At 71.4% G+C, this 26261-nt stretch carries 25 protein-coding genes; 15 read left to right on the top strand and 10 right to left on the bottom strand.

The features are described 5' to 3' along the window. Window positions 1-18 precede the first annotated feature (18 nt). Complete coding sequence (locus DK412_RS15695; protein ID WP_109972693.1) at window positions 19-1212, bottom strand: MFS transporter; 1194 nt, start codon at window positions 1210-1212, stop codon at window positions 19-21. Window positions 1213-1303: 91 nt separating this feature from the next. On the opposite strand from DK412_RS15695, the gene DK412_RS15690 reads away from it, so the two are divergent. Further along, window positions 1304-1864 carry a TetR/AcrR family transcriptional regulator gene (locus DK412_RS15690; RefSeq protein ID WP_109975295.1) on the top strand — a complete coding sequence of 187 codons (561 nt, stop codon included), beginning with the start codon at window positions 1304-1306 and terminating at the stop codon, window positions 1862-1864. A gap of 315 nt (window positions 1865-2179) precedes the next feature. Here DK412_RS15690 and DK412_RS15685 read toward each other — a convergent pair whose 3' ends face one another. Then, entirely contained in the window at window positions 2180-2746 is a 567-nt protein-coding gene (locus DK412_RS15685) for a cytochrome b (RefSeq protein ID WP_109972692.1), read from the bottom strand. Window positions 2747-2926: 180 nt separating this feature from the next. Between DK412_RS15685 and radA the strand changes: the two genes are divergently transcribed. The 6 genes from radA to DK412_RS15655 all read left to right on the top strand — a co-directional run bounded on the left by radA (window position 2927) and on the right by DK412_RS15655 (window position 10848). After that, a complete protein-coding gene (gene radA, locus DK412_RS15680; RefSeq protein ID WP_109972691.1) occupies window positions 2927-4396 on the top strand; it encodes a DNA repair protein RadA in 1470 nt (489 codons plus the stop codon). Window positions 4397-4514: 118 nt separating this feature from the next. Beyond that, window positions 4515-5108 (top strand): CvpA family protein, encoded by a 594-nt coding sequence (locus DK412_RS15675; RefSeq protein ID WP_093568074.1) that lies wholly within the window; start codon window positions 4515-4517, stop codon window positions 5106-5108. A 283-nt stretch (window positions 5109-5391) separates the two neighbouring features. Further along, complete coding sequence (gene purF / locus DK412_RS15670) at window positions 5392-6894, top strand: amidophosphoribosyltransferase (RefSeq protein WP_109975294.1); 1503 nt, start codon at window positions 5392-5394, stop codon at window positions 6892-6894. A gap of 4 nt (window positions 6895-6898) precedes the next feature. Further along, complete coding sequence (locus tag DK412_RS15665) at window positions 6899-7687, top strand: SDR family NAD(P)-dependent oxidoreductase (RefSeq protein ID WP_109972690.1); 789 nt, start codon at window positions 6899-6901, stop codon at window positions 7685-7687. 410 nt (window positions 7688-8097) lie between these two features. Then, window positions 8098-10293, top strand: coding sequence for an EAL domain-containing protein (locus tag DK412_RS15660; RefSeq protein ID WP_204165383.1), 2196 nt, complete (start codon window positions 8098-8100; stop codon window positions 10291-10293). A 150-nt stretch (window positions 10294-10443) separates the two neighbouring features. Beyond that, the gene (locus DK412_RS15655) at window positions 10444-10848 is read left to right on the top strand and encodes a dihydrofolate reductase (RefSeq protein ID WP_109972688.1); all 405 of its coding nucleotides are present in this window, start codon (window positions 10444-10446) and stop codon (window positions 10846-10848) included. Between the two features lie 104 nt (window positions 10849-10952). Here the strand turns inward: DK412_RS15655 and DK412_RS15650 are convergent, their stop codons facing one another. Then, a complete protein-coding gene (locus DK412_RS15650) occupies window positions 10953-12197 on the bottom strand; it encodes an MFS transporter (RefSeq protein WP_109975293.1) in 1245 nt (414 codons plus the stop codon). A 16-nt stretch (window positions 12198-12213) separates the two neighbouring features. Next, on the bottom strand, window positions 12214-12963 hold the full coding sequence (locus tag DK412_RS15645) for an SDR family NAD(P)-dependent oxidoreductase (protein ID WP_109972687.1): 750 nt from the start codon (window positions 12961-12963) through the stop codon (window positions 12214-12216). 99 nt (window positions 12964-13062) lie between these two features. Between DK412_RS15645 and DK412_RS15640 the strand changes: the two genes are divergently transcribed. Further along, window positions 13063-13686, top strand: a complete 624-nt coding sequence (locus tag DK412_RS15640) for a TetR/AcrR family transcriptional regulator (protein ID WP_109972686.1) — start codon at window positions 13063-13065, stop codon at window positions 13684-13686. A gap of 258 nt (window positions 13687-13944) precedes the next feature. After that, window positions 13945-15024 carry an acyltransferase gene (locus DK412_RS15635; protein WP_109972685.1) on the top strand — a complete coding sequence of 360 codons (1080 nt, stop codon included), beginning with the start codon at window positions 13945-13947 and terminating at the stop codon, window positions 15022-15024. 79 nt (window positions 15025-15103) lie between these two features. Here DK412_RS15635 and DK412_RS15630 read toward each other — a convergent pair whose 3' ends face one another. Then, window positions 15104-15970: an NmrA/HSCARG family protein gene (locus tag DK412_RS15630; RefSeq protein WP_109972684.1), complete on the bottom strand. Its 867-nt coding sequence runs from the start codon at window positions 15968-15970 to the stop codon at window positions 15104-15106. Window positions 15971-16090: 120 nt separating this feature from the next. Here DK412_RS15630 and DK412_RS15625 point away from each other — a divergent pair, with 120 nt between their 5' ends. Further along, window positions 16091-16972 (top strand): LysR family transcriptional regulator, encoded by an 882-nt coding sequence (locus DK412_RS15625; protein ID WP_109972683.1) that lies wholly within the window; start codon window positions 16091-16093, stop codon window positions 16970-16972. A 162-nt stretch (window positions 16973-17134) separates the two neighbouring features. Beyond that, window positions 17135-17305 (top strand): hypothetical protein, encoded by a 171-nt coding sequence (locus DK412_RS30645; protein WP_177303054.1) that lies wholly within the window; start codon window positions 17135-17137, stop codon window positions 17303-17305. Between the two features lie 63 nt (window positions 17306-17368). On the opposite strand, the gene der is transcribed toward DK412_RS30645, so the two are convergent. The 3 genes from der to DK412_RS15610 all read right to left on the bottom strand — a co-directional run bounded on the left by der (window position 17369) and on the right by DK412_RS15610 (window position 20471). Continuing rightward, window positions 17369-18712, bottom strand: a complete 1344-nt coding sequence (der, locus tag DK412_RS15620) for a ribosome biogenesis GTPase Der (RefSeq protein ID WP_109972682.1) — start codon at window positions 18710-18712, stop codon at window positions 17369-17371. Window positions 18713-18912: 200 nt separating this feature from the next. Then, entirely contained in the window at window positions 18913-19716 is an 804-nt protein-coding gene (locus DK412_RS15615; RefSeq protein ID WP_204165611.1) for a tetratricopeptide repeat protein, read from the bottom strand. 161 nt (window positions 19717-19877) lie between these two features. Further along, complete coding sequence (locus DK412_RS15610; RefSeq protein ID WP_109972680.1) at window positions 19878-20471, bottom strand: NnrU family protein; 594 nt, start codon at window positions 20469-20471, stop codon at window positions 19878-19880. Between the two features lie 102 nt (window positions 20472-20573). Between DK412_RS15610 and DK412_RS15605 the strand changes: the two genes are divergently transcribed. Then, the gene (locus tag DK412_RS15605; RefSeq protein WP_109972679.1) at window positions 20574-21728 is read left to right on the top strand and encodes a hypothetical protein; all 1155 of its coding nucleotides are present in this window, start codon (window positions 20574-20576) and stop codon (window positions 21726-21728) included. Between the two features lie 4 nt (window positions 21729-21732). On the opposite strand, the gene DK412_RS15600 is transcribed toward DK412_RS15605, so the two are convergent. Further along, window positions 21733-22344: a LysE family transporter gene (locus tag DK412_RS15600; protein WP_109972678.1), complete on the bottom strand. Its 612-nt coding sequence runs from the start codon at window positions 22342-22344 to the stop codon at window positions 21733-21735. 113 nt (window positions 22345-22457) lie between these two features. Here DK412_RS15600 and DK412_RS15595 point away from each other — a divergent pair, with 113 nt between their 5' ends. Next, the gene (locus DK412_RS15595) at window positions 22458-23372 is read left to right on the top strand and encodes a LysR family transcriptional regulator (protein WP_109972677.1); all 915 of its coding nucleotides are present in this window, start codon (window positions 22458-22460) and stop codon (window positions 23370-23372) included. Here the strand turns inward: DK412_RS15595 and DK412_RS15590 are convergent. Beyond that, window positions 23348-23785: an EamA family transporter gene (locus tag DK412_RS15590; RefSeq protein ID WP_109972676.1), complete on the bottom strand. Its 438-nt coding sequence runs from the start codon at window positions 23783-23785 to the stop codon at window positions 23348-23350. The genes DK412_RS15595 and DK412_RS15590 overlap by 25 nt on opposite strands. Before the next feature lie 169 nt (window positions 23786-23954). Here DK412_RS15590 and DK412_RS15585 point away from each other — a divergent pair, with 169 nt between their 5' ends. Together DK412_RS15585 and DK412_RS15580 are read left to right on the top strand one after the other, a co-directional pair. Then, window positions 23955-25136 (top strand): cupin domain-containing protein, encoded by a 1182-nt coding sequence (locus DK412_RS15585; protein WP_109972675.1) that lies wholly within the window; start codon window positions 23955-23957, stop codon window positions 25134-25136. A 163-nt stretch (window positions 25137-25299) separates the two neighbouring features. Further along, complete coding sequence (locus tag DK412_RS15580) at window positions 25300-26250, top strand: LysR family transcriptional regulator (protein WP_109972674.1); 951 nt, start codon at window positions 25300-25302, stop codon at window positions 26248-26250. Window positions 26251-26261 lie beyond the last annotated feature (11 nt).

Raw genomic sequence — 26261 nt, 5'->3', positions numbered from 1 at the left:
TCCTGTGATCCAGCGCTCTTACGCCGCCGCCAGCTCCCGCCCCGCCCGTACCCGCATCGTCGCGAGCCCGGTCAGGCTGACCACCAGGATCGCCGCCGCGTAGAGGTCGGCGGTCGCCGCGTAGCCGAGGGCGCGGGCGAGGAAGCCGGCGCCGACCGCCGGCAGGCTGAAGGCGAGATAGCTCTGGACGTAGAAGGCGGCCAGCAGCCCCGCGCGCTCGTCAGGCTCGGCCAGCGGCATGATCGTGCCGAGGGTGCCGAGGAAGCTGGTGCCGAAGCCGCAGCCGGTGACCAGGGTGGCGAGGATCAGCACCGGCACGCTCGCCGCGTGGATGCCGGCGACGACCCCGACGACGCCGAAAGCCGTGGTGAGCACCCCGAAGGTCAGGTTCTCCCGCGGCGGCGCGGTGCGGCGCAGGAGGACGGTGACGGCGCCCGCCACCATCAGGGCGGCGACGACGGCACCGCCGGTGAGCGGCGCCCGGCTGCCGGTGGCCGCCGCGACCACCGAGGGCACCAGCGACAGGTAGAAGCCGCCGAGCGTCCAGTTGGCGATGTTGATCGGCGTCACCAAGGCGAGCGGCCGCCGGATCCGGGGCGGGACCGCCATGCGGGGCCGCAACGAGGCGAGCGCCCCCGGCCGCGTCGCGGCGCTCTCGGGGATGAGGCGGACCGCCAGCGCCAGCCCGGCGAAGGTGCAGAGCAGGACCCCGTAGACGAGGTGCAGCGGCAGCGGCGCATACTGGGTCAGCGCGCTGGTGCCCAGCGCCCCGACGGCCATGCCGGCGAGCGGCGCCACCGCGTTGACGATCGGCCCGCGGGCGCGATCCACGTCGACGAGGGCGGCGCCCAGCGACGCGGCGGCGATGCCGGTGGCGAGCCCCTGCACGATCCGGGCGACGACGAGCCAGCCCGGCCCGTTCCCGACGAGCAGGAACAGGCCCATCGCCGCGGCCTCGAGCCACAGCGCCCCGGCGATCACCGGCCGGCGCCCGAGATGGTCGGAGAGCGAGCCGGCGACGAGGAGCGCCTTGAGCAGGGCCACCGCGTAGACCGCGAAGACCAGGGTGACGAAGACCGGCGAGAGCGCCAGGGTCTCCTGGTAGATCCGGTAGAGCGGCGTCGGCGCCGCCGCGGCGGCGAAGAACGCCCCGAGCGTCACGGCGTGGACGACGAGCGGGTCGACCCGCCGGGATCCTTGACCTGTGCGCATCGCCGTGCCCCTAAAGCAAATTCATTGCGTTAAGGATCTAGCGCTGTGGAGCGCTAAAAGCAAATTCTTTGCGTTTGGAGGAAGGATGGCGATGGCGGAGAGGGAGGCGGGGCCGCGTCCGGGCGGGCGCAGCGCGCGGGTCCAGGCCTCGGTCCACCGCGCCGCGCGGGATCTCCTCGCCCGGATGGACCGGGCCGAGGTGACGATCCCGCTGATCGCCGCCGAGGCCGGCGTCACCCCCTCGACGATCTACCGGCGCTGGGGCGAGCTGAACGAGCTGCTGGCCGACGTCGCGGTCGAGCGGCTGCGGCCGGACATGGTGCCGGTCGAGACCGGCAGCGGCCGCGGCGACCTTTTGGCCTGGGCCGAGCAATATGCCGAGGAGATGTCCTCCAGCCTCGGCCGCGAGATGATCCGCGACGTGCTCGCCGCCGAGGGCGGGGCCGGGCCGCGGCGCTGCTGCGGCTATGTCAGGCAGCAGATCACAGTCATCGCGGAGCGCGCGGCGGCGCGGGGCGAGGTGTTTCCGCACATCGACACGGTGCTCGACCGGGTCGTCGCACCGATCGTCTACCGCATCCTGTTCGACGAGGCGCTCGGGGCGGAGCGGGTGGGCGGGTTGGTGGAGAATGCGTTCTCCGCCTGTGCCTGACGAATTTGAGGGCAAGGTCCTCTCTCATCGTGAGCGATAGAGCTGTCCGATGAAAGAAGAAGCTCGGTTTCTCTCCTCTCCCCGCGGGCGGGGAGAGGGCCGTGTTCCCGTCCAGGGAACGCGGCGAGCGCAGGCGAAGCCGGAGCGAGGGTGAGGGGGTCTCGACGGATGAGGCTTCTCCGGAACCACCCCCTCACCCTCGCGGCGAACCTCCGGTTCGCTACACGGGCTTGCCGAACCCTCTGAACGAGGGTTCGGCCCTCTCCCGCCCGCGGGGAGAGGAGGAATCCCGAGCTTTACTTTTATCGGAGCAGATCAAGCGGAAGCCCTGGCCCCCCGCCGCGGCCACATCCGCCCCATCACCTCGTCGCGGCGGATCCAGGCGTGCCAGGCGACCGCCAGCAGGTGCAGGGCGAGCACGACGCCCAAACCCCAGCCGATCCAGTAATGCGCGCCGTAACCCGCCTGCGACAGCGCCTTGTCGACCGGGACGACGCGCGGGAAGGAGAACACCCCGAACCACGGTAGGCCGTAGCCGCCCGCCGCCGAGTAGACGTAGCCGCTGATCGGCAGCAGCAGCATCAGGGCGTAGAGGGTCAGGTGCGCCAGGCTCGCGGCGAGATGCGCGCTGCGGGTCGGCGGCGCACGGTAGGCCGGCTCGCCGGCGACGAGCCGGTAGACGAAGCGGAGCGGCAGGAGCAGCAGCACCGTCAGGCCGAGCGACTTGTGGATGTCGAGGAGTTCCCGCCGCGGCGAGGTGCCGGGCACCTGCCAGGCGGCGTAGATGCCCAGCCCGAGCGCCGCCACGATCAGGGCCGCCATCAGCCAGTGGAAGCCGCGCTGGACGCGGTCGTAGTGAAAACCCTGGCTGGACCGGGACATCGGGCACGCTTCCTTCACGCGAGTTGCGCCCAAGCTGTCGCGGGGGATTGGGACGCCAGCGCGGCAGCTTCGTTTCCGAATGGTCGCGGGCTCACGGTTGCACCATGGCACGCCTCGGGACATATCAGGAACACACGCGGCTGCCGGCGCGCGGCCCCCCCTCTCGGAGATCCGCCGCCGATGGCGAAGAACCACCAGACCTTCGCCTGCCAGTCCTGCGGCGCGGTCTACAACCGCTGGCGCGGGCGCTGCGAGGCCTGCAACGGCTGGAACACGATCGTCGAGGAGACCGGTGCGGCAAGCCCCGTCTCCGGGCCGGTCGCGACGCGGCCGAGCCGGGCGCGCGGCCGGATCTTCCCGCTGGAAGGCCTCACCGGCGAGGTCAAGGAGGCGCCGCGGACCTCGTCCGGCATCGCCGAGCTCGACCGGGTCACCGGCGGCGGCTTCGTGCGCGGCTCGGTGATCCTGCTCGGGGGCGATCCCGGCATCGGCAAGTCGACGCTGCTGATGCAGGCCTCCGCCGCCCTGGCGAAGCGGGGCGAGCGCGTCGCCTACATCTCGGGCGAGGAGGCGGTGGGCCAGGTGCGCCTGCGGGCCGAGCGGCTGGGACTCGCGAGCGCGCCCGTCGAGCTGGCCGCCGAGACCAACGTCGAGGACATCATCGCGACCCTGAGCCAGGGCAAGCCGCCGGCGCTCGCGATCATCGATTCGATCCAGACGATGTGGACCGAGACGGTCGAGTCGGCCCCCGGCACGGTGACGCAGGTCCGCGGCTCGGCCCAGAGCCTGATCCGCTTCGCCAAGACCTCCGGAACCGCCGTGATCCTGGTCGGCCACGTCACCAAGGACGGGCAGATCGCCGGACCGCGGGTCGTCGAGCACATGGTGGATGCCGTCGCCTCGTTCGAGGGCGACCAGGGCCACCATTTCCGCATCCTGCGGGCGGTGAAGAACCGCTTCGGCCCGACCGACGAGATCGGGGTGTTCGAGATGACCGACGGGGGCCTGGCGGAAGTGCCGAATCCCTCGGCCCTGTTCCTCGCCGGGCGCGACCTCGCGGCGCCGGGCACCGCGGTCTTCGCCGGGATGGAGGGCACGCGGCCGCTCCTCGTCGAGATCCAGGCCCTGGTGGCGCCCTCGGCGCTCGGCATGCCGCGCCGCGCCGTGGTCGGCTGGGATCCCAATCGCCTGTCGATGGTGCTCGCCGTGCTGGAGGCCCATGGCGGCATCCGCCTGGGGGGCCACGACGTCTACCTCAACGTCGCCGGAGGCCTGCGCATCGGCGAGCCCGCCGCCGATCTCGCGGTGGCGGCGGCGCTGGTCTCCTCGCTCTCCGGCGCGGCCTTGCCGTCGGACGCGGTGTATTTCGGCGAGGTCGGCCTGTCGGGGGCGATCCGCCCGGTGGCGCAGGCGCCGGCGCGGCTCAAGGAAGCGCAGAAGCTCGGCTTCGCCAAGGCCCTGATGCCCCAAGGTCGCGAAGGGATCGGGCGCGAGGGCGCCGGCCGCGACGGGTCCGGCACGGGGTTTCCAGCGGAGAGCCTTCGCCACATCGCCGACCTGGTGGCGGGGGTGGCGGCCAGCGGCAAGCCGGTCCGCGGCGGGCGGCGCCAGCCGCAGCGGATGCCGGCCTACGACGACGAGGACATCTGAGCGGGACGGCCTGTCAGCGCGAGGGTGACGGATCCGATCCGGCAGCGTATACAACCCCGGCGGTCAGGGCAGCCGCGAACCCCGAGGCAACGCTACAGCCCCCGAACCGTTCCTGCCGATGCCGTTCTCCGTTCTCGATCTCGTCGTGCTGGGTGTCGTCGTCATCTCCGCGTTGCTCGCGGCGGTGCGGGGCTTCACCCGCGAGGTGCTGGCGATCGTGGCCTGGGTCGCGGCGGCCGGCCTCGCCTGGACCCTGCACCCGCTGCTGCTGCCGACCGTAAAGCAGCACGTCTCCAGCGACACCGTCTCGCTGGTGGTCTCGATCGCCGCGATCTTCCTCGTCACCCTGCTGGTTGTCTCGGTGATCACCGTGAAGATCTCGGACCTGATCCTCGATTCGCGCATCGGCGCGGTCGACCGCAGCCTCGGCCTCGCCTTCGGGGCGGCCCGCGGCTTCCTGATCTGCGTCATCGGCTGGGTCTTCCTCGCCTGGCTGGTCCAGGGCAAGGTGCCGGACTGGGCCCAGCAGGCCCGCAGCCGCGAGATCCTGGAGAATAGCGGCCAGAAGCTCGTGGCGATGCTGCCGGACAACCCGGAGGGGCTGCTCAAGCAGTTCCGCAAGCCCAAGCCCGAGACCGATCCCGGCACCGACGCCCCGGCGGAGGCCGACACCCCGCCCCAGCGCCGGACCGACGCCAGCCCGCGCCGCTGAACCGGCCCTGATGAACCGGCACTGAACCGCACGACGAGAAGGGCGCCCGACCGGCGCCCTTTGCATGTGAGGTACGCCGCGCAACGCACGCGTGACGCCTTGGTTCCGCCGACCGCAACGACTACATAGCCGGCGCGAGGTGAGATTCCGGACGCAACGCTCCCCGGCGGGCGCGGCCCGGACCCTGCTTCGCTGGAGACATCAGGCCCGCGCGCGGAGGTTTCGGTGCGCGGGGTCGGCGAGGCGAGGCCGTGCGGTGACCGGCCACCAGGGGCTTCTCATCATGTCAGCACGCAGCGAAACCTTCCGGGGTGCCCCCGGGGCGAGCGAGGCGTTCGGCGGCGATCTCGATCTCGACGGCGACACCCTGCGCGAGGAGTGCGGCGTCTTCGGCATCTACGGCCATCCGGACGCCGCCGCGATCGTGGCGCTCGGCCTCCACGCCCTGCAGCATCGCGGCCAAGAGGCGGCCGGCATCGTGTCGTTCGACGGCCGGGTCTTCCACTCCGAGCGCCGCATGGGCCTCGTCGGCGATTCGTTCTCCGACCTCGCCACGATCGAGCGCCTGAAGGGCGAGGCCGCGATCGGCCACGTGCGCTACTCGACGACCGGCGAGACCATCCTGCGCAACGTGCAGCCGCTCTTCGCCGAGCTCGAGACCGGCGGCCTCTCGGTCGCCCATAACGGCAACCTGACGAACGGCCTGCTCCTGCGCCGCCAGCTCGTGCGCGACGGCGCGATCTGCCAGTCGACCTCCGACACGGAGGCGATCCTCCACCTCGTCGCCCGCTCGCGCCACGTCCGCATCGTCGACAGGGTGATGGATGCGCTCCGCCAGATCGAGGGCGCCTACGCCCTCGTGATGATGACGAACAAGAAGCTGATCGGCGCCCGCGATCCCTTGGGCATCCGCCCGCTGGTGCTGGGCGAGCTCGACGGCCGCTACATCCTGGCCTCCGAGACCTGCGCCCTCGACATCATCGGCGCCCGCTTCGTGCGCGACGTCGAGAACGGCGAGATGGTGGTGATCTCGGAAGACGGCATCGAGTCGATCCGCTTCGCCCGGGCGCAGCCGCTCCGTCCCTGCATCTTCGAGTACATCTACTTCGCCCGTCCCGATTCGATCGTGAACGGCAAGAACGTCTACTCCGTGCGCAAGAACATCGGCGTCGAGCTGGCGAAGGAATCGCCGGCCGAGGCCGACATCGTCATCCCGGTGCCGGATTCCGGCGTGCCGGCGGCGCTCGGCTACGCCCAGCAGACCGGGCTGCCCTACGAGCTCGGGATCATCCGCAACCACTATGTCGGCCGCACCTTCATCCAGCCGACCCAGTCGGTGCGCGAGCTCGGCGTGCGGATGAAGCACTCGGCCAACCGCGCCGCGGTCGAGGGCAAGCGCATCATCCTCGTCGACGACAGCCTGGTGCGCGGCACCACCTCGGTGAAGATCGTCCGGATGATGCGCGAGGCCGGCGCCCGCGAGGTGCATTTCCGCATCGCCTCGCCGCCGATCACCCATCCCGACTTCTACGGCATCGACACGCCGGAGAAGGAGAAGCTGCTCGCCGCGACCCACGACCTGGAGAGCATGCGCCAGTATATCGGCGCCGACTCGCTCGCCTTCCTGTCGATCCCGGGGCTCTACCGGGCGATGGGCGAGGAGGGCCGCGACGCCGCCTGCCCGCAATACACCGACCACTGCTTCACCGGCGACTATCCCACGCCGCTGACCGACCTCGCGGTCGCCTCGCCGCGCCGGATGGCGATCCTCGCCGAGGCCGATTGATCCGATGTCCGACACTCCCCTCCCCGAGACGCCCGTCTCCGGCAAGCCTTTCTCTGGTAAGCCTCTCGCCGACCGCATCGCGGTCGTCACCGGGGCCTCGCGCGGCATCGGCCGCGCGGCGTCCCTGGCGCTCGCCGAGGCCGGCGCCCACGTGATCGCGGTCGCCCGCACACAGGGTGCCCTCGAGGACCTCGACGACGCGGTGCGGGCGGCGGGCGGCTCCGCCACCCTCGTCCCCCTCGACCTGTGCGACTACGACGCCATCGACCGCCTGGGTGCGGCGATCCACGAGCGCTGGGGCCGGCTCGACGTGCTCGTCGGCAATGCCGGCGTGCTCGGCAAGCTGATGCCGCTCGGTCACGTCGACCCGAAGGTCTGGTCGAGCGTGATGGACGTCAACGTCACGGCGAACTGGCGCCTGATCCGCTCCCTCGATCCCCTGCTGCGGCGCTCGGATGCGGGGCGGGCGGTGTTCGTCACCTCGGGCGCGGCCTCGTCGTGCCGGGCCTATTGGGGGCCCTACGCGGTGTCGAAGGCGGCCCTGGAGGCGCTGGTGCGCACCTACGCGGCCGAGACCGCCTCGACGCCGGTACGCGCGATGCTGCTCAATCCCGGTCCCTTGCGCACCGCGATGCGCAAGGCAGCGATGCCGGGCGAGGATCCGGAGACCCTGCGCACGCCCGAGGACCTGGCCCCCCACATCGTGCGCCTGGCGAGCCCGGCCTCGACCGAGAGCGGGATGATCTTCGACTTCCCGACCGGCCGCGTCCTGACGCCGCAGAAGCCGGCCTGACCGGGCGGAGCCGCGCCGCGGCTCCGTCGCCGCTGATCGTTTCGATCGGCAGGGGCCCGCGCGTGCAGGTCGCGGGGGGCCGCGCGGATATCCCGGCGCCTCGCAGGCGGGCCGGCCCGTGCCGCGAGAAGGGCTTGCAGCCTGATACGCCTTTTATCCCCAGGCCCGACGCTCGACTATTTCACCGACAAATATAGGACTTTAGTCCTATTATGTGGCATTTCGCCCCTGCGACGCATAAGATGCCCGTCGAGGCGTCAGAGGCGGTCCTTCCTCTTAGTCAGACGCCTTTTGAGCTCTGCGGCGGCGCGATTTAAGACGGTTTTAGGACCTTCATCCCAATTAGGACGCAAGGGAACCCCATCATACGGGACCCGGCCGGGGTCCGGCCGCAGACGGGACGGCCAGCCGTGACTGCAACAAGCACCGACGTCATGTACCGGCTGCTCGTCCAGGGCGTGACGGATTACGCGATCTTCATGCTCGATCCGGACGGGATCGTGGTGAACTGGAATGCCGGGGCGGAGCGGGCCAAGCAGTTCACCGGCGACGAGATGATCGGCCGGCACTTCGCCTGCCTGTACCGGCCCGAGGACCGGGCGGCGGGGCTGCCCGAGACCGGCCTGCGCCAGGCGCGCGAGACCGGGCGGTTCGAGGCCGAGGGCTGGCGCATCCGCCGCGACGGCACCTCGTTCTGGGCCGAGGTCGTCATCGACGCGATCTGCGACGAGGCCGGCCGCCTCGTCGGCTTCGCCAAGATCACCCGCGACCGCAGCGACCGGCGGGCGCAGGAGCTGCGGCTCCTGGAAGCCAAGGAGATCGCCGAGCGCCACCGCGACGGGCTGACCGCGACCACGTCCTTCCTCGACAGCGTGATCGCCACCATGCCCTCGAGCGTCGTCGTGCAGGACGCCGCGACGGGTCTGATCCGGCTCGCCAACCGGCAGGCGGAGCTGCTGCTGTGCGGCTGCACCGGCCATCTGGTCGGCCGGCCGGCGGAGGCGGTCCTGCCGACGGCCGTCGCGGCGCTCCTGAAGACCGCCCTCGCGGCGGCCGGCCAGCCGACCGCGGCGGCCGGCCAGCCGGCCGCGGCGGGGGCCGGCGATCCCGCCGCCGTCACCCGCGAGCTGCCGGTCCAGACCGCCCGGGGCTTGCGCACGCTCCGGATGCGTGCCCTGGCGATCGGCGGGCACGGCGAGCAGCCGCCCCACGGCCTGCTCATCGCCGAGGACGTCAGCGAGGAGCGCGCCGCGAGCATGCGGATCCATCATCTCGCCCATTACGACGGGCTGACCGGGCTGCCCAACCGCGAGCTGTTCCGGCAGCGGCTCGGCGAGGCCCTGGCCGCGGCGGCTTCGGGATCCGGCGCCGGAACCAGTACGGCGGTGCTGTGCATCGACCTCGACGATTTCAAGCGCATCAACGACACCCTCGGCCATCCGGTCGGCGACCAGATGCTGCGGGCCCTGGTCGGTCGGCTCCGGGAGGTCCTGCGCCCGGGCGATTGCCTGGCACGCCTCAACGGCGACAAGTTCGCCGTCGTCGCCCCGCTCGTCGCCACGGATGCGGAGGAAGAGGCGGTGGTCCTGGCCGAGCGGCTGATCGCGGCGGCGCGCGAGCCGATCGAGGTCGAGGGCCAGCGGATCGAGACCGGCCTCAGCGTCGGCATCGCCCTCGCGCCCGCCGATGCCGACAGCGGCGAGGGGCTCCTGCGCTGCGGCGACCTCGCGCTCTACGAGGCGAAGCGCCGGGGCCGCGGCCGGTTCCTGCGCTACCAGGACGCCTTCGCGACCGCGGCCCGCTACCGCCGCCTGATCGAGGCCGACCTGCGCGGAGCGATCGCCCGGCGCGAACTCCGCCTGCACTACCAGCCGGTCGTGCGGGCGCAGGACGGCGAGACGATCGGGTACGAGGCGCTCCTGCGCTGGCAGCATCCCGTGCGCGGCCCGATCTCGCCCCTCGACTTCATCCCGATCGCCGAGGAGACCGGGCTGATCCACGCGATCGGCGCCTTCGTGCTGCACGAGGCCTGCCACGAGGCGAGCCGCTGGGCGAGCGGCCGCAGCGTCGCCGTCAACCTGTCGCCGGCGCAGTTCCGCAGCCCGGCGCTCGCCGCCCAGGTGGCCTCGGCGCTGGCCGCCTCCGGCCTGCCCGCCGGCCGGCTCGAGCTGGAGATCACCGAATCGGTGCTGCTCGACGCCTCGGCGAACAACCTCGCGCTGCTGGAACAGATGAAGCAGCTCGGCGCCCGGATCGCGCTCGACGATTTCGGCACCGGCTACTCGTCCCTGAGCTACCTGTGCGCGTTCCGGTTCGACAAGATCAAGATCGACCGCTCGTTCGTGCGCGAGATCTGCGACAGCCACGAGGCCCTGGCGGTGGTGCGGGCGATCACCGGGCTCAGCCGCAGCCTGCGCATCGCCACCACCGCGGAGGGCGTCGAGACCCCCGACCAGGCCGCCTGCCTGCGCCGGGAGGGCTGCACCCAGCTCCAGGGCTACCTCTACGGCAAGCCGATGCCGGCGGCCGCTTTGCCGGAGGTCCGGAATGCGGGCCGGGCGGCGCGGAAGGAGACGGGCCGGGAGGCAGTGGCTTGCAGGTCGTGACTTGTCGGTCGTGACTTGCCGATCGTAATTTGCCGATCGTAATTTGCCGATCGTGAGCCCCCGCCCTTCGGCCGGCTGGCCCCCGGCCCGGCGGGCGGGCTATCAGTCGGTCCGGGGCCTTTCGAGCCCGGACCGGAGGATGCCGAGCCGATGATCGACGTGCGGGCGATGTGCGCCATCGGGCAGCGGGGCCAGCTCGGCCTCCACGGGCGGTTGCCCTGGGAGGGCAACACCGACCCGCTCTACGTCGAGGACGTGACGCGTTTCTTCGCCGTGACGCAGGGCCACGTGCTGATCGCGGGCCCCAAGACCATCGAGGCCGTGCCGGACTTCGCCTACCAGGACCGCACCATCGCGATCATCCGCTCGCACGAGGACCCGCTCGCGGTGCTGGCGCGCTATCCCGGTCGGCGCGTCTATGTCGGCGGCGGCATCGCGGTCTGGAACGTCTACGCGCCCTTCATCCAGCAATGGGACATCACCCGCCTGCCCTATGACGGCGAGGCCGACCGCTGGTTCGATCCGGCCTGGCTGGTGGGGCGGGGGCGGGGCTGAGGCCCGTCTCCAGCCTTTGATGGGCTGATCGATGACAGTCGATCGATCGTCCGCGGCAGGACCACCCGGGACCGCGCGTGCCGGGCCCATCGGAGTGGCACCCGTCATCGGATGAGATCGGGCGTTCCGGTGGATCGCCGCGGCGACGCCTCGGCGATCATCCGTCTCGCGCCGGCCGCACGGCCGGCGAGAAGACTGGCGAGACCGAGAAGGGCCAGGACGAATCCGATCCATAACGGTGCCGTGAGCCGGAAGCCGGCATCGATCGCAGCCCCTCCCGCCCAGGTGCCGAAAGCCAGCCCGGTCGTGATGACCGAGGTGTGCATCGTGTTGACCAGGGCGCCGGGATGCGCCGCCCGCATCACCCGTGCGACCATCGCCGGATTCATCGGAACGCCGACCAGGCCGATCACCAGGAAGGCCGTCAGGGCGACCGAGCCGTGCGACGCGAAGGCCCCGAAGGCCGCCAGGGCCGCGGAAAGCAGGACGAGGCCGCCGGCCAGGATCGGCATGGTGTAGCGATCGGCGAAACGCCCGACGATCAGGTTGCCGACCACGTTGGCGACCCCGTAGACGGCCAGCAGGATCGGCAGCGCGCTCTCCGGGAAGCCCACCGCCGAGACGAGGAGCGGACCGGCATAGCTGAAGGCGGCGAAGGTCGCGCCGATGATGAGGCCGCTCGTGGCGTAGGCCGCCCACAGCCCGCGGCTCTTCAGCGCCGCGAGTTCCGGTGCCAGCCCGGCCTGGGCCTCCCGGCGATGGGTGGAGGGGACGACCCACAGGACGATGGCGGTGCAGAGCGCCGAGAGCCCTGCCACGGACCAGAAGCTCGCCCGCCACCCGAACGTCTGGCCGATCCAGGTGGTGACCGGAAGCCCGAGGACGGGCGCGAGCATCAGCCCGCCGAGCACGATCGACGCCGCCCTGCCCCGCGCCTCGGGACCGGCCAGCCCTGCCGCGACGGTGAGGGCGACCCCGAAACATGCCGCGCTGGTGGCCCCCGTCACGACCCGGGCGACCGCCATTACGCCGTAGCCCGGCGCGACGGCCGCCAGCACACCGCCCGCGACGTAGAGGATCAGCAACACGAGGAGGGCCGGCTTGTCCGGCGCCCGCGCGTGCAGCAGCAGCGCCGTGACCAGGGGGCCGCCGACCGCCATCGCCACGGCGTAGAGCGCGATGAGATAGCCGATCTTCGCGACGGAGGAGCCGAGGCCCACGGACAGCGCCGGCATCATGCCGGCAACCATGAACTCGGAGGTGGTCAGCGCGAAGATCGTCAGACCGAGACTATACACCACGAGTGGTGTCGCCGGTCTGTTCAGGGTCGCGGATCGGGTTTCGGCCATCGTGACGGTCTCCGATTCAGGCTGAGGCGCCGCCATCGATCACGATGTCCTGCCCGACGATGTAGCCGGCGGCCCCGGAGGCGAGCCAGAGCGCCGCTCCGGCGATCTCGGTCGGCTGCGCGACCCGCCGGGACGGATTGGTGGCGGCGATCCGGGCATCCCGCCCCTGGCGGTCCTCGCCCGGCCGGATGGACATCGGCGTATCGACGGGGCCGGGGCACAGGCCGTTGATCCGGATGCCGTGCGGGATCGCCTCGATCGCCGCCGTTCGGGTGAGGGAGCTGACCGCGGCCTTGGAGGCGGCATAGGCCCCCAGGGACGGGCGCACGAGGCGCGCGCCGACATTCGACCCGATATTGACGATGGCCCCGCCGCCACTCGCCTTCATCGCCCGGATCTCGTGCTTCATCGACAACCAGAGGCCGAGCACGTTGACCGAGAGGACGCGCGAGAACGCCTCCGCCTCTATGTCGTCGATCGCCCCCGCCACGAGGGTGCCGGCGGCATTCACCGCGACGTCCAGCCTGCCGATCCCGGCCACCATCGCCGAGAACGCGGCCTCGTCGGTGACGTCGAGGGCATACACGCGGGCCTCGCCGCCGCGCTCGCGGACCAGCCTCGCGGTCTCGTCCAGTTCCGATTTCCGTCGCCCGGTCAGCACCAGGCTCGCACCCTCGGCGGCGAAGGCTGCCGCGATGCTCCGGCCGATCCCGCCGCCCGCGCCGGTCACGAGCACGGTTCGTCCGGAGAACGAGGAGGTCGGCATCGGTCGCTCCATTTATGTGCTGATCGACACACAAATAGGCGGGTGGGAGAATCCTGTCGAGGGAATTATATGCCAAACGACACAGAAAGAGAGGCGCGCATGGCCGAGCGGGGCCGCCCCAGACGTTTCGACCGTACGGACGCCCTGGATCGCGCGCTGATGGCGTTCTGGCGCAAGGGGTACGAGGCGACGTCGATGGGGGACCTCGTCGCGGCGATGGGGATCAATTCGCCCAGCCTCTACGCCGCCTACGGCTCCAAGGAGGCGCTGTTCTGCGAGGCCGTGCAGCATTACTGCGAGCATTATGCGGTGGGCCTGCTGTCCGCCTTGAACGACGCACGGGATGCGGCCCATGGCTTGGCCGCCATGTTCGATGCCGCGATCACCCTCTTCACCCAGCCCCGCCATCCCTATGGATGCTTCATCGTGATGGCGGCGGCGGGCAATGCTCCGGCATCCCCCGAGATCCAGGACAAGCTGTCCGAGCTTCGCCGAGAACGGAGCGACCATATCGCGGCGCGGATCGAACGGGACGTTGCCGAGGGCCGGCTGCGGCCCGATCTCCCGATCGGAGCGCTGGCGGATCTGTATACCGCCATCCTCCAAGGCATGGCCGTCGCCGCTCGCGACGGGATCTCGCCGTCGAGATTGGCCCATCTCTACATTCCGTCGCTCAGCCTCCTGGACGGCATCCCGCGCTGCCGCCGAGGCGACGATCCATAGAGCCTCCTTCCGGCGTTCCGGCCGCCACGACGCCCGCGGGACCCGAGGAAAGCGACCGGCGGCGCGGCGGACCGACGACTCCGTCGCCCGAAGAGACCGGCACACCCGACTCTCGCCGGACGAGACGCCATCGCTCGGGCGGATGGGATTCGATCAATCAACGTCTATACAAGAATTCGCGATACTCGAATCTATAAAATATTAAGGCTCCGCCTGTAGCATACCGGAATATTGTCCAAGACCAGGATAGGCAAGCGAATGGCGCCGATCGGGAGTGCCGGCGGCGTGGCCGAGCGCCACGAGCCGGGCCGTTACCATGCCCTCGATGCCCTGCGCGGCGTGGCGGCGTTCGGCGTGCTGGTGACGCACTGCCTGCAGATGGCCCTGCCGGACGGCACCTTGAACCACACTCCCTTGCGTGTCTTCGCCAACGGCCGCAGCTTCGTCATCTTCTTCTTCGTGCTGAGCGGCACCGTCCTCGCCACCGCCCTCTGGAACGGTCGCCGGCGCGACGGCTACGCGCGCTACGCCGCGCGACGGTTCGCCCGGCTGTATCCGCCCTATCTCGTCGCCGGGCTGGGGGGCATGCTGGTGGCGGCCGGTACGGGGATCGTCGATCCGGCGGGCTGGCTGCATTACCTCGCCTTTACCGGCCATCCCGCCGGCACGTCGATCAATCCACCGAGCTGGTCTCTCGTCTACGAGATCCGCCTGTCGCTCGTCATGCCGCTGATCTGCTTCGTCATCCTGCGGCGGCCGCGCGCGGCCTTCTGGGCCATGGCCGTCCTCTTCCTCGGCACCGAAGCGGCGTTCGTCGCCCTGCGGATCGGGCAGTTCCCCTACGGCTCGGCGGATCCCGTCGCGGCCGCCGTGATCACCGCACGGTTCGCCGTCTGCTTCGGCGTCGGCGCGTTCCTGGCCTGGGATTGCCACGGCCGGCGCACCGTCTTCACCGCCGTCGCGCGCTACCCGCTGGCGAGCTTCGTCGCCGCGCTCGTCCTGATGAGCGTCCTGCTCGATCAGCTGAGCCTGATCGCCGCGATCCTCCTGATCGTCCTCGCGCTGGAATGGCCGGTCATGGGCCGGGTGCTGATGCTGCCCGTCCTGCTGTGGCTCGGCCGGATCTCCTACAGCCTCTATCTCACCCATGTCGTGCTGCTCGACGGCCTGAAGACGGGGCTGTCCGGCCTCCTGCCGGTTCCCGTCATCGTGGCACTGGCGATTCCGACGGCCCTGCTGCTGGCCGAATGCCTCTACGAATTCGTCGAGAAGCCGTCGATCGCCTGGGCGCGCCGCATCGGCCGGGGACCGGCCGAGACGCTCGCGCCCTCCGTCTGAGGCAGCCGCACCCGTCGGCCGGCCCGTGCGGGGCCGGGGACGGGGGCGGCCTCATCGCATCGGCGGCGGCCGAAGGGACCTACCCGGCGGAGGCCGCCACGCCGGCGGCGAAGTCGCGGTAGGCGCGCAAGGGGCGCCCGAGCAGCGCGGTCAGGCGCTCGCGGTCGCCCGGCTCCGGGATCATCCCGTCGGTCCGGAAGCGCTCGCTCATCAGGCGCATGTCGAAGGCCATCCAGGGCGGCATGAAGGCCCGCAAGGACCGCTCGAACGCGGCCGTGTCGTCGCCCGCATAGGCGATCGGGCGGCCGAGCGCCTCCGACCAGATGCCCGCGACGTCCGGACCGGTCAGCGTGTCGGGTCCGACCACGTTGAGGCGCAGGAGCGGTCCGGCGCTCCGCTCGCGCCGGATCAGTTCCAGGGCCGCGACCTCGCCGATATCGCCTGCATCGACCATCGCCAGGCCCTTGTGGCCGAGCGGCATCGGGTAGACGCCGTGTTTCAGCACCACGTCGGTGACGGTCCGGTCGTTGTCGATGAAGTAGGCCGGGCGCAGGATCGTCGCCTCGAACCCCATCGCCTCGATCATCCGCTCGACGCCGTACTTGCCGGCGAAGTGCGGCACGTTCACGAAGAGGTCGCTGTGGATCACCGACAGGTAGACCACCCGCGCGACCCCCGCCTCGCGGGCGAGGTTGAGGGCGACGAGCGCCTGGGTGAATTCGTCGGGCACCACCGCGTTGAGCAGGAACAGGGTGGAGACGCCCGACAGCGCGCCGCGCATCGCGTCGACGTCGAGGAGGTCGCCCTGCGCAACCGCGACGCCCGTCGGGAGATCCGCTTTGGCAGGATCGCGGACGAGGGCGCGGATATCGGCCCCGCGCCGGGCGAGCTGCCGGACCACGTGGCGGCCGACCGTGCCGGTGGCGCCTGTCACCAGGATCGTCATGGGATTGCTCCGGGTTCGTCGTTGAACACACAGGCAAGATGAGCGATCCAGGTTCGGACCGATAGGCGTCCGATCTGGACGCACCGTCTCGTGAGTGGAACGATCGCTCGGGTGGAACGGATGGACCTGCTCGCGTTGGCCGATTTCGTCGTCGTCGCCCGTCACGGCGGGTTCGGGCGCGCCGCCCGCGCGACGGGCCGGCCGAAGGCGACCCTGTCGCGCCGGGTCGCGGAACTGGAGGCGAGCCTGTCCCTGCGCCTGTTCGAGCGCGGCCCGCGGGTCCTGACCCTGACCGAGGAGGGGCGCGCGCTCGCCGCGCGGGCAGGCGCCCTGCTGACCGAGCTCGACGAGACCGCGGCGGCGATCGCCGCGGGCGGGGGCCGGGTGCGGGGCCGCCTGCGGATCAGCGCGCCGCTGCTGTTCTCGCAGGTCGCGATGGGCAAGGTCGCGGCGGGCTTCGCACTGAAATATCCGGAGGTCCGCCTCGCGGTCACGACCGAGGACCGGGCCGTCGACATGGTCGAGGAGGGCTACGACCTGGTGATCCGGGTCGACCCGGATCCGGACGAGGGTTTGGTCGGGCGGGCCTTCCTGCGCGACCGGATGGTGGTGGTGGCGGGACCCGGCCTCGCGCGCCCGGCGGAAGGGGGATGCGCCCCGGCGGTGGTGCGCGCGATGGAGGACCGGACGGTCTGGGCCCTGGCGGACGGGTCGAGCCTCGCCGTCGCACCGGTGCTGGCCCTGTCGTCGCTCGTGATGATCCGCGACGCGGTCCGCACCGGCCTCGGCGCCGCGCGCCTGCCGGTCTCCCTCGTCGCCCACGACATCGCCGCCGGCCGGCTGGTCGCCTGGGGCGACGTGGCGGGATCGGAGATCGCCCTGTGGGCGCTCTACCCGTCGCGGCGGCTCCTCAGCGCCCGGGTCTCCGCCTTCCTGGACCACTTGCGGGAGACGTTCCCGACCGGCGCGCCGGAGGAACTGGCGGCCTACCTGGCGGGGTGAGGGCCGGGCCCGGGCTCCGCCGCCCCCGGGGCCTCCGACCCAGCCGGCAAAGCTCTCTCGGACCTGCGAGATTCCGCCTGCCGCTCGGTCATTCGCGGTCGCCAAGGCCCGTCGAACGCGGTAGCTTCGTCCGCAATCAGTCAACACGGGGGTGTTCAGGCGATGAGCGAATCCACCGACCGGTTCAAGCGTGCCCCGAAGCGCAAGTCAGCGCAGGCGCGCACCCTCACGGTTTCGCCCGAGGCCAAGGCGGCCTACGAGAAGCTGATCCGCGAGAAGGAGGAGCGCGAGGCCTACGCCCGCAACCTCCCCGCCGACCAGAAGCCGCGCTGACCGCGCGCTTCCAGGTCCTCCCCGCCCCTTCGCCTACTCGCCCGAGCCCACTTCGTCCGAGCCCTACTCGCCCTTGTCGAACGGGTTCTTCGAGGTCCGGAGCGACAGGCGGATCGGCACGCCCGGCAGGTCGAAGGCCTCGCGCAGACTGTTGACGAGGTAGCGGGTGTAGGATTTCGGCAGAGCGTCGAGCTGGTTGCCGAACAGGGCGAAGTGCGGCGGCCGCGACTTCACCTGCGTGGCGTAGCGGATCTTGATCCGCCGGCCGGACACCGCCGGCGGCGGGTTGGCCTGCGTCGCCTCGCTCAGCCACTGGTTGATCTTCGCGGTCGAGACGCGGCGGTTCCACACCTCGGCGGTCGAGACCACGGCGTGCATCAGCCGGTCGATGCCCTCGCCGGCGAGTCCCGAGAGCGGCACCACCGCCGCGCCGCGCACCTGCGGCAGCAGGCGGGTCGCCTTCTCCTTGAGATCCTTGAGGAGCCCCGGCTGGTCGGCGACGAGGTCCCACTTGTTGAGGCCGATGACGAGGGCGCGCCCCTCCGACTCGACGAGGTCGACGATGGTGAGGTCCTGCTTCTCGAACGGGATCGTGGCGTCGAGGAGCACCACCACGATCTCGGCGAAGCGCACGGCGCGCAACCCGTCCGAGACCGCGAGCTTCTCCAGCTTGTCGTCGATCCGGGCGCGGCGGCGCATGCCGGCGGTGTCGTGCAGCTTGATCCGGCGGCCGCGCCACTCCCAGTCGAGGGAGATCGAATCGCGGGTGATGCCGGCCTCGGGGCCGACGAGCAGCCTGTCCTCGCCGAGCATCCGGTTGATCAGGGTCGACTTGCCGGCATTCGGCCGGCCGACGATCGCGACCTTGAGCGGCTTGCCCTCGCCCCCCTCCTCGTCGTCGTCGTCGGATTCCGGCAGCACCGCTTCGAGGGCATCGAGCAGGTCGCCCATGCCCTCGCCGTGCTCGGCCGAGAGCGGAACGGGATCGCCGAGGCCCAGCGCGAAGGCCTCGTAGACCCCGGCCATGCCGGCCCCGCCCTCGGCCTTGTTGGCGAGCAGGATCACCGGCTTGTCGGCCCGGCGGACCAGCTCGGCGAAGGGCTGGTCGGCCGGCAGCAGGCCGGCGCGGGCGTCGATCACGAACAGGACCGCGTCGGCCTCGGCGATGGCGGCCTCGGTCTGGGCGCGCATGCGGCCGGCCAGCGAATCGGCCTCGGCCTCCTCGAGGCCGGCGGTGTCGAGGATGCGGAAGCGCAGGTGGCCGAGACGCACCTCGCCCTCGCGCCGGTCGCGGGTCACGCCCGGGCGGTCGTCGACGAGCGCGAGCTTGCGGCCGACGAGGCGGTTGAACAGCGTCGACTTGCCGACGTTGGGACGCCCGACGATCGCGACGATGGGCATCGACATGGAGGTCTTCCTGAAAATAGCAGCGGGCGGGCACGCCGCGAGGCGCGCCGCCCTCTTCAACATGATGCGGGACGAAAGAGCCCCGCGCTACGGGATTTCCAGAACGCCATCCGATCGCTGCGCGATCGGATGGCGTTCTGGATCTTTGATTTTGCCGCATTTTCTTCGACGAACCGGTGTCCACTTCGTCGGAAAATGCTCTAGCGCGTCGCCTCGGGAGCCGGAGCCTCGGGCGCCGGGGCGTCCTCGTGTGCGTCGGAGTCGTGAGCGTCGGGCGCGGGCAGAGGCGTCCCGAGGAGGCTCGGCGGCGGCGGCGCGGCGGGAGCCGGAGGCGCCGCCTCGGTCACCTGCACCGGCCCGCCGGCCACCAGGCCGACATAGATCTCGAGCCGCTGGCGCAGGCCCGCGGGGGTCTCGCGGTCGGCGGCGATCTGGTCGAACCAGCGGCCCGCCCCCTCGACATCGCCCTTCTTCAGCGCCACGAGGCCCAGCGTCTCGCGGGCGGTATGGCGAAAAGCGCTCGACGGGGCGGCGAGGCTCTGGAGGCTGTTGAGCGCGCCGGCATCGTCCTTGTCGACGAGGAGCAGCGCCCCGCGCAGCCGGGCGAGGTCGCGCAGGGACTGGCCGACGGCCGAATCGTCGGCGATGGCCGCGTAGGCCTTGGCCCCGGCGGCCGGGTCGGCCTTGCCGGCCTCCGCCGCGGCGCGCAGGCGCGCCAGCAGGCGGTAGCCGAACGGCGCGTCGGCGGCGACGCCCGCGAAGGCCTTCTCGGCATCCTCCGGCGTGCCGCCCTTGGCGCGGCGCAGGGCCTCCTCGAAGCGCAGGCTCGCCGCCTCGGCCTGCTGGGCCTGCGCGTGCTGCCAGTAGCGCCAGCCGCCGACCCCCAGCACCACCAGCACCGCGAGACCGATGAACACGCCGCTGTAGCGCGACCAGATCTGGGCCAGGCGGTCGCGCCGGTACTCGTCGTTGACCTCGCGGATGAACTCGTTCTCGCTCATGATCTCTTTGGCTCGCCTCCACCAGGGACCTGCACCAAGGACCCGGTGGGCTCTTCGCCGCGACCGTGCGACAGGGCCGGTCGCGTAGCACAGTCCCGGCGGGAAGTCAGGCCTCGCGAGAAGAGTTGAGGATCAAGCTTGCTCGGCTTCAGGCTCGGCCGATCTCAGGCTTGGCCCGGCCAGACCGCGACGCCGATGAGCCAGGGATGCAGCACCCGGGCGAAGACGAACCAGGCCGCGACGCCGATCACGACGGCGAGCGCGTCGTTGCGCCAGCCGGCGGGCGCCGCGACCGGCCCCGCATGGGCTTTCACCTCGTCGCGGCGCTTGGCGCTGATCCGGGCCATCACCGCCCAGGCCAGGATCGCCCCGAACAGGATGAGCGAGCCGAGATCGCCGTTGGCGAGGAGATGCGCGGTCGCCCAGATCTTCACGCCGAGCAGCATCGGGTGCTTGAGCCGCGCCTTGATCCGCCCCGGCAGGTAGGCGGCGACGAAGCTGATGAAGGCGAGGAGGACGAGCAGCAGGGCGAGGTGCCGGGTCCAGACCGGGGGCGACCACAGTTCGATGTAGCCGTGCGCCCGGTACTGGCCGTAGCCGATCCCGGTGACGACGAGGCCGAGCAGCGCGACCAGCGAGTAGCCGATCTTGTAGGGCCCCTCCCCCACCCGCCCGATCAGCGCGGCGCGGGGGCCGCGGGCCATCGTGAAGGCGTGGGTGCCGAGGAACAGCGCGAGGCCGACGATCAGGAGCAGCATCGGAAAAAAAGTCCTCGGGATGGGCGGCCGATCCGGCGGATCGCCGAAAGCAAGCCTCAAGCACTCTGGGGCAGGCTTCGCCGTCAAGTCCAGGGACGCCGCATGCTCCTCCGCCTCCTCCTCGCGTGTCTCTGCGTCGCGGCCGTGACGGTGCCGGCCGCCGCCGAGCCTCCGCTCTCGGCGCTCACGCTCGTCGGCCCGGCCCGCACGGTGTTCAAGGCCGGACGCGACGCCTGCGACGGCCACGACGTGCCGGACGCCCCCGCCCGGGCCCTGCGCGAGGCCGATGGCGGGATCGCGCTGTTCGGGATGCACTATCGCAACCGGGCCCTGCGCGGCCGCGACTTCGACGGCCTGACGCTCGATTGCCGGATCGTGCTCGATTCCGCCTTCAAGCCGGAGCCCGAGGCGTTCGACGACCGTACCTGGATCACCGCGACCTGGACCGAGGACGGCACCCGGGTCGAGGCGCTGCTGCACGAGGAGTACCACGCCGACGAGCACGGCCGCTGCCGCGCCACCGGCATGCTCGCCTGCTGGTACAACGCCGTGCTGGCCGCCCGCTCCACCGACGGCGGGCGCAGCTTCACCCGCGCGACGCCCCCCACGGTGGTGGCGGCGCCGCCCTTCCGCCAGGAGGTCGAGCAGGGCCGCCACCGCGGCTTCTTCAACCCCTCGAACATCTTTGCCGACGGCCGCTCCCGCTACTTCTACGCCTCGACCACCGGCTGGACCGGCCAGCCCTTCGGCGTCTGCCTGTTTCGCAGCGACGACGTCTCGGACCCCGCCCGCTGGCGTGCGTGGGACGGGAAAGGCTTCACCGCCCGCTTCCCCAACCCCTACCTGAAGGGCGCGAAACCAGCCGGCTCCTGCGCCCCGATCGCCCCGTTCCCGGCCCCGGTCGGCTCGGTGAGCCGCCACCGCGGCACCGGCGCCTGGATCGCGGTGTTCCAGGCCGCCGCCGGCGGCGTCTTCTCGCGGTCGGGCCTCTACTGGAGCACGTCGCGCGACCTGCTGACCTGGGATGCGCCGCGCCTGCTCGTCGCCGGGGCGACGCTCTACGACGATCCCTGCACCGCCGGGGGCGAGCTCGTCAGCTATCCCTCGCTGATCGACCCGACTGCTCCCGGCCGCAACTTCGACACCGTCGGCGACAGCGCGGCGCTGTTCTACGTCACCCTCAAGACCAAGGGCTGCGAGATCACCTCGGAGCGCGACCTCGTGCGGCGGCCGGTGGCGATCAAGGTCTGGCCGTGAGCGATCAGAGGCGGGTGAGGAGAAGCACGACGCCCAGGCTCACCAGCACGGCGCCGATCCCAAGGCGCAGGGCCGCCTGATGCCGCAGCACCCTGGCCCGCACCGCCACGCGCGACAGGAACAGCGACACTGCCGCGAACCAGGCGAGGTGGGACAATGAGATGAAGGCGCCCCAGGCGATCTGGACCGGCACCGAGGTCTCCGCGCCGATGAGCTGGCTGTACAGGCTCAGCACGAACAGGGAGGTCTTGGGGTTGAGGCCGTTCGTCAGGGCACCGACGGCGATGTCGCGGCCGAGCGATCGGCGGGAGGAGGCCGAGGCGGCGTCGGCCGGCTCGAGCCGGGTCGAGGCCGTCGCGATGCCGACATGGACGAGGTAGAGCGCGCCCACGACCTTGACGATCTCCAGCGCGCCCGGCGCGAAACGCTGGATGACCGCCACCCCGGCCATCGCGTAGGCGACGTGGAACCAGCAGGCGAGCGCGATCCCGGCCGCCGCCGCGAGCCCGGCGCGGCGGCCGAACAGGCAGCTGTTGCGGCTGACGACCGCGAAATCCGCTCCGGGGCTCAGCACCGCGAGCCACGTGACCGATGCGATGAGCAGAGCCTGCTCCATGACGCCGTTCTCCGATAGACCTGCGCCTGGACAGCGCGACCGCAAGGGGATCACGGCGGGGGGCGCGCGAAAATCGAAACTCTGTCCGCCGATGCGTGAGGATCGCTCACAGGATGCCCGAGACCCGCACCCGCCTGCCGCACCTCGGATCCTTGCGCGCCTTCGAGGCCGCGGCGCGCCACGGAAGCCTGGTGGCGGCCGCCGCGGAGTTGCACGTGACCCACGGTGCCGTCAGCAAGCAGATCCGGAACCTGGAGGCCGAGCTCGGGGAGCCCCTGTTCGAGCGGCGCAACCGGGGCCTCTTCCTGACCGAGCGGGGCCGCCGGCTCGCCGACAGGCTCTCGACGACCTTCGCACAGCTCGAGGACACCCTGGCGGATTTCGCGCGCCGCGAGGACGACCCGCCGCTCGTCGTCTCCTGCGAGCCGACCCTGTGCCTCCGGCTGCTGATCCCGAGCCTGCCGGCCTTGCGCGCCGAGACCGGCCTCGACATCCGCGTGCTGGCGGCGGGTGGGCGGATCGACCTGCGGCGCGACCGCGTCGACCTCGCGATCCGGCGGGACGACTTCCCGATCCCCGGCCACCTCGCGGTCTGCCCCCTCGCGGACGAGGCGATGGGACCGGTCTGCGCACCCGCCCTCGCCGGGACAGCCGGCCTGCCGATCCTGCACACGCGCAGCCGGCCGGATGCGTGGCCGGCTTGGCGGCGGCGGGGCCACCCGCCGTTCCTCGGCTCGCGCGACGTGCAGTTCGAGCATTTCTCCCTGATGCTCGAAGCCGCGGTCGCCGGCCAGGGCATTGCCCTGGCCTCGCTCCACATGGTCGCGGACGATCTCAAGGCGGGCCGTCTGACGGCGTTGCACCCGTTCCAGCCGGACGGCAGCCGCTACGTCGCCCTGACCGACAAACCCATGGCGGCCGAGGGGCGCGAGCGGCGTGGATCGGCGACCGGATGGCCCGGACGGTCGCCGATCCTCCCGGGGGCTTCACCCCCGCCAAGTGATCACCCCCGCCAAGTGAGCAGATAGGCCCCGAGCACCACCAGCCCGACCCCGAGCCAGTTCACCCCCGACAACCGCTCGCCGAGCATCGTTGCGCCGAACAAAGCCACCAGCACGATCGACAGCTTGTTGAGGGTCGCGACCTGCGCCGCGCCGCCGACCTTGAGGGCGCGGAAGTAGCAGGCCCAGGAGCCGGCGGTGGCGAGCCCCGACAGGCTGAGCAGGCCGAGGTTGCGCCCGGTGAGCGCCCGCAGGGCCTGCCACTGGCCGGTGGCGAAGCAGAGCGCCCCGAGGGCCAGCAGGATCACGACCGAGCGCATGAAGGCGGCGGCGTCCGATTCCGCCCCGGCGCTGCCGGCTCGGGCCAGCACCGCCGTGAGCGCGGTGAACACCGCCGAGACCAGCGCCCAGACCTGCCAGGACATCGGTGACCAGGACATCTCCGCCCCTCATTCCATCCTCGTGCGGCATCATGAATGCGCAGCATGCGCGAATGCCGACAATGCGTTTCACGGGCGCACCGCCTTGGCTCAGCTTGCCCCACCACGGCCCGGGGACAGGGCCCGACGGATGGCGGCCGGCGCGAGGCCGGCCGCAGGGGGACGCATCATGGACCAGACGCGGCGGCTCTTTCTGGGATCGGCGGCGCTCGGCGCCAGCGTGATGGCGACGGGCGCGAAGGCGCTGGAGCACGACCACGGCAACCCGGGCGATGGCGGCTTCGGCCGTCAGTCGGTCTCGCTGCCGCCGGGTGCCAAGGTCGCCTACCACGATCCCAAGGATGTTGGGGCGATGCCCGACTTCCGCTTCTCCCTCGACGGCAACAGCCCGAAGGTGACCTCCGGTGGCTGGGCCAAGGAGGCGACGGTGCACCAGTTCCCCATCAGCAAGGGGATCGCGGGCGTGCACATGTTCCTGGAGCCCGGCGCCTCGCGCGAGCTGCACTGGCACGCCATCGCGGCCGAGTGGGCCTACGTCATCGACGGGCGCTGCCAGACCGTGGTGCTCGATCCGTCGGGCGCCAGCGAGATCAACAACTACGAGCCCGGCGACCTCTGGTACTTCCCGAAGGGCCACGGCCACTCGATCCAGACCATCGGCGACAAGCCCTGCCACTTCATCCTGTCCTTCGACAACGGCGCCTTCTCGGAGCACGGCACGTTCTCGATCACCGACTGGATCGACGTGACGCCGAAGGACATGCTGGCGCTGGAATTCGGCCTGTCGCCGGAGGCGCTGGACGCCTTCCCGAAGGGCGAGGCCTACATCCAGGCCGGCCCGGTGATCCCGGTGTCGGACGCCCTCGACGCGCCCTGGCCGAAGGAGTCGACCCACAAGTTCCGCCTGCTCAAGGACCCGCGCGCCGTGCGCGAGTTCGACGGCGGCACCTTCCGCCTCGCCACGGTCGACGAGTGGCCGATCCAGCGGACGATGTCGGGCGGCGTGATGACGATCCGGCCGGGGCAGATGCGCAAGCTGCACTGGAACGTCAACGCCAACGAGTGGCACTACTATCTCAAAGGCAAGGGCCAGGTGGCGCTGTTCGGCTCCGGCGGGCGCGGCAAGGTCGCCGAGTTCAAGCCCGGCGACGTCGCCTACATCCCGATGGGCTTCGGCCACGCGATCAAGAATATCGGTGACGAGGACCTGGAGATCGTCCAGACCTGGGACAACGGCAAGTTCGAGGAGATCGACCTCGACACCTGGATCAAGGCGAGCCCGCGCTACCTCCTGTCGAACAATTTCACGGGCGTGCCGGGCGAGACGATCACGAAGCTGAAGCGGGCGTAGGTCCGGCGTTTCGAAACGCGCGGGCGAACCTTCCCCCATCCCAAGTCGGGCCTGCCCGACTTGGGCAGAGGATCGGAACTCGGGCAAGCCCGAGTTCCGTGGGGGGGAGGGTTCACGCGTCGCGCCTATCCGCCACCGCCCGCCTCGGCTACAACCCGCGCCCGTGAACTGGGACGCGTTCGACTTCAAGCTGCTCATCGTGTTCGACGCGATCATGCGCGAGCGCCACGTGACGCGCGCCGGCGAGCGGCTGGGCCTGAGCCAGTCGGCGGTGAGCCACGCGCTCCAGCGCCTGCGCCGGGCGCTCAGCGACGAATTGTTCGTGCGCGGGCCGGAGGGCATGAGCCCGACGCCCCGCGCCCTCGACCTCGACCTCGCCGAGCCGGTGCGCCGGGCGCTGGCCGAGATCGAGGGGGCGCTGCACCAGGACCGGTTCGATCCGGCCACGTCCGGCGCGCGCTTCCGCCTGGTGCTCAACAACACCGCCGCGGTGGTCCTGGCCGCGCCGATCGCCGAGTGGATCGGCCAGAGGGCGCCGTCCCTGAGCCTGCACATGAGCCCGAGCGGCACGGTGCGGGTCGACGACCTGCTCGATCGCGGCGACGTCGATCTCGGCATCGTCGGCGCCGGCCGGGTCGAGGGCGAGCGCTTCGGCACCACCACGCTGATCCGGGACGGGTTCGCGGTGGTCGCGCGGCGCGGGCACCCGGCCTTCGCCTCGCCCCTCACCTACGAGCGTCTCGCGGATCTCGCGCACCTCGTCGTCTCCTCCACCGGCGACGATGTCGGCTTCCTCGACGCGATCCTGTCGCGCCGGGGCTTGGGCTCGCGCCGCATCGCGATGGCGGCGCCGTTCCTGTCGGCGGCGCCGATCCTCGCCCGCTCCGACCTGGTGGCGGTGATGGCCGGGCGGATCGCCCGCACCCTCGCGACGGTGCACCCGGTCGCCTGCGCGGCCCTGCCGGCGGATCCGGACCTGCCGGTCACCGCCTCGGTCCTGGTCTGGGCCCGGCGGGTCGAGCGCCATCCGGGCCACGCCTGGCTGCGCCGGGAGATCGCCGCCTGCGTCCGCAGCCTGGCGGGCGGGCCGGAGGACCTCACAGGCAATGATTAGCGGCCCAATCG

The organism is Methylobacterium sp. 17Sr1-1 (assembly GCF_003173775.1).
Taxonomy (GTDB): Bacteria; Pseudomonadota; Alphaproteobacteria; order Rhizobiales; family Beijerinckiaceae; genus Methylobacterium.
The sequence above is the reverse complement of the archived record's forward strand: the minus strand, read 5'-3'. Positions and strand labels throughout refer to the sequence as shown.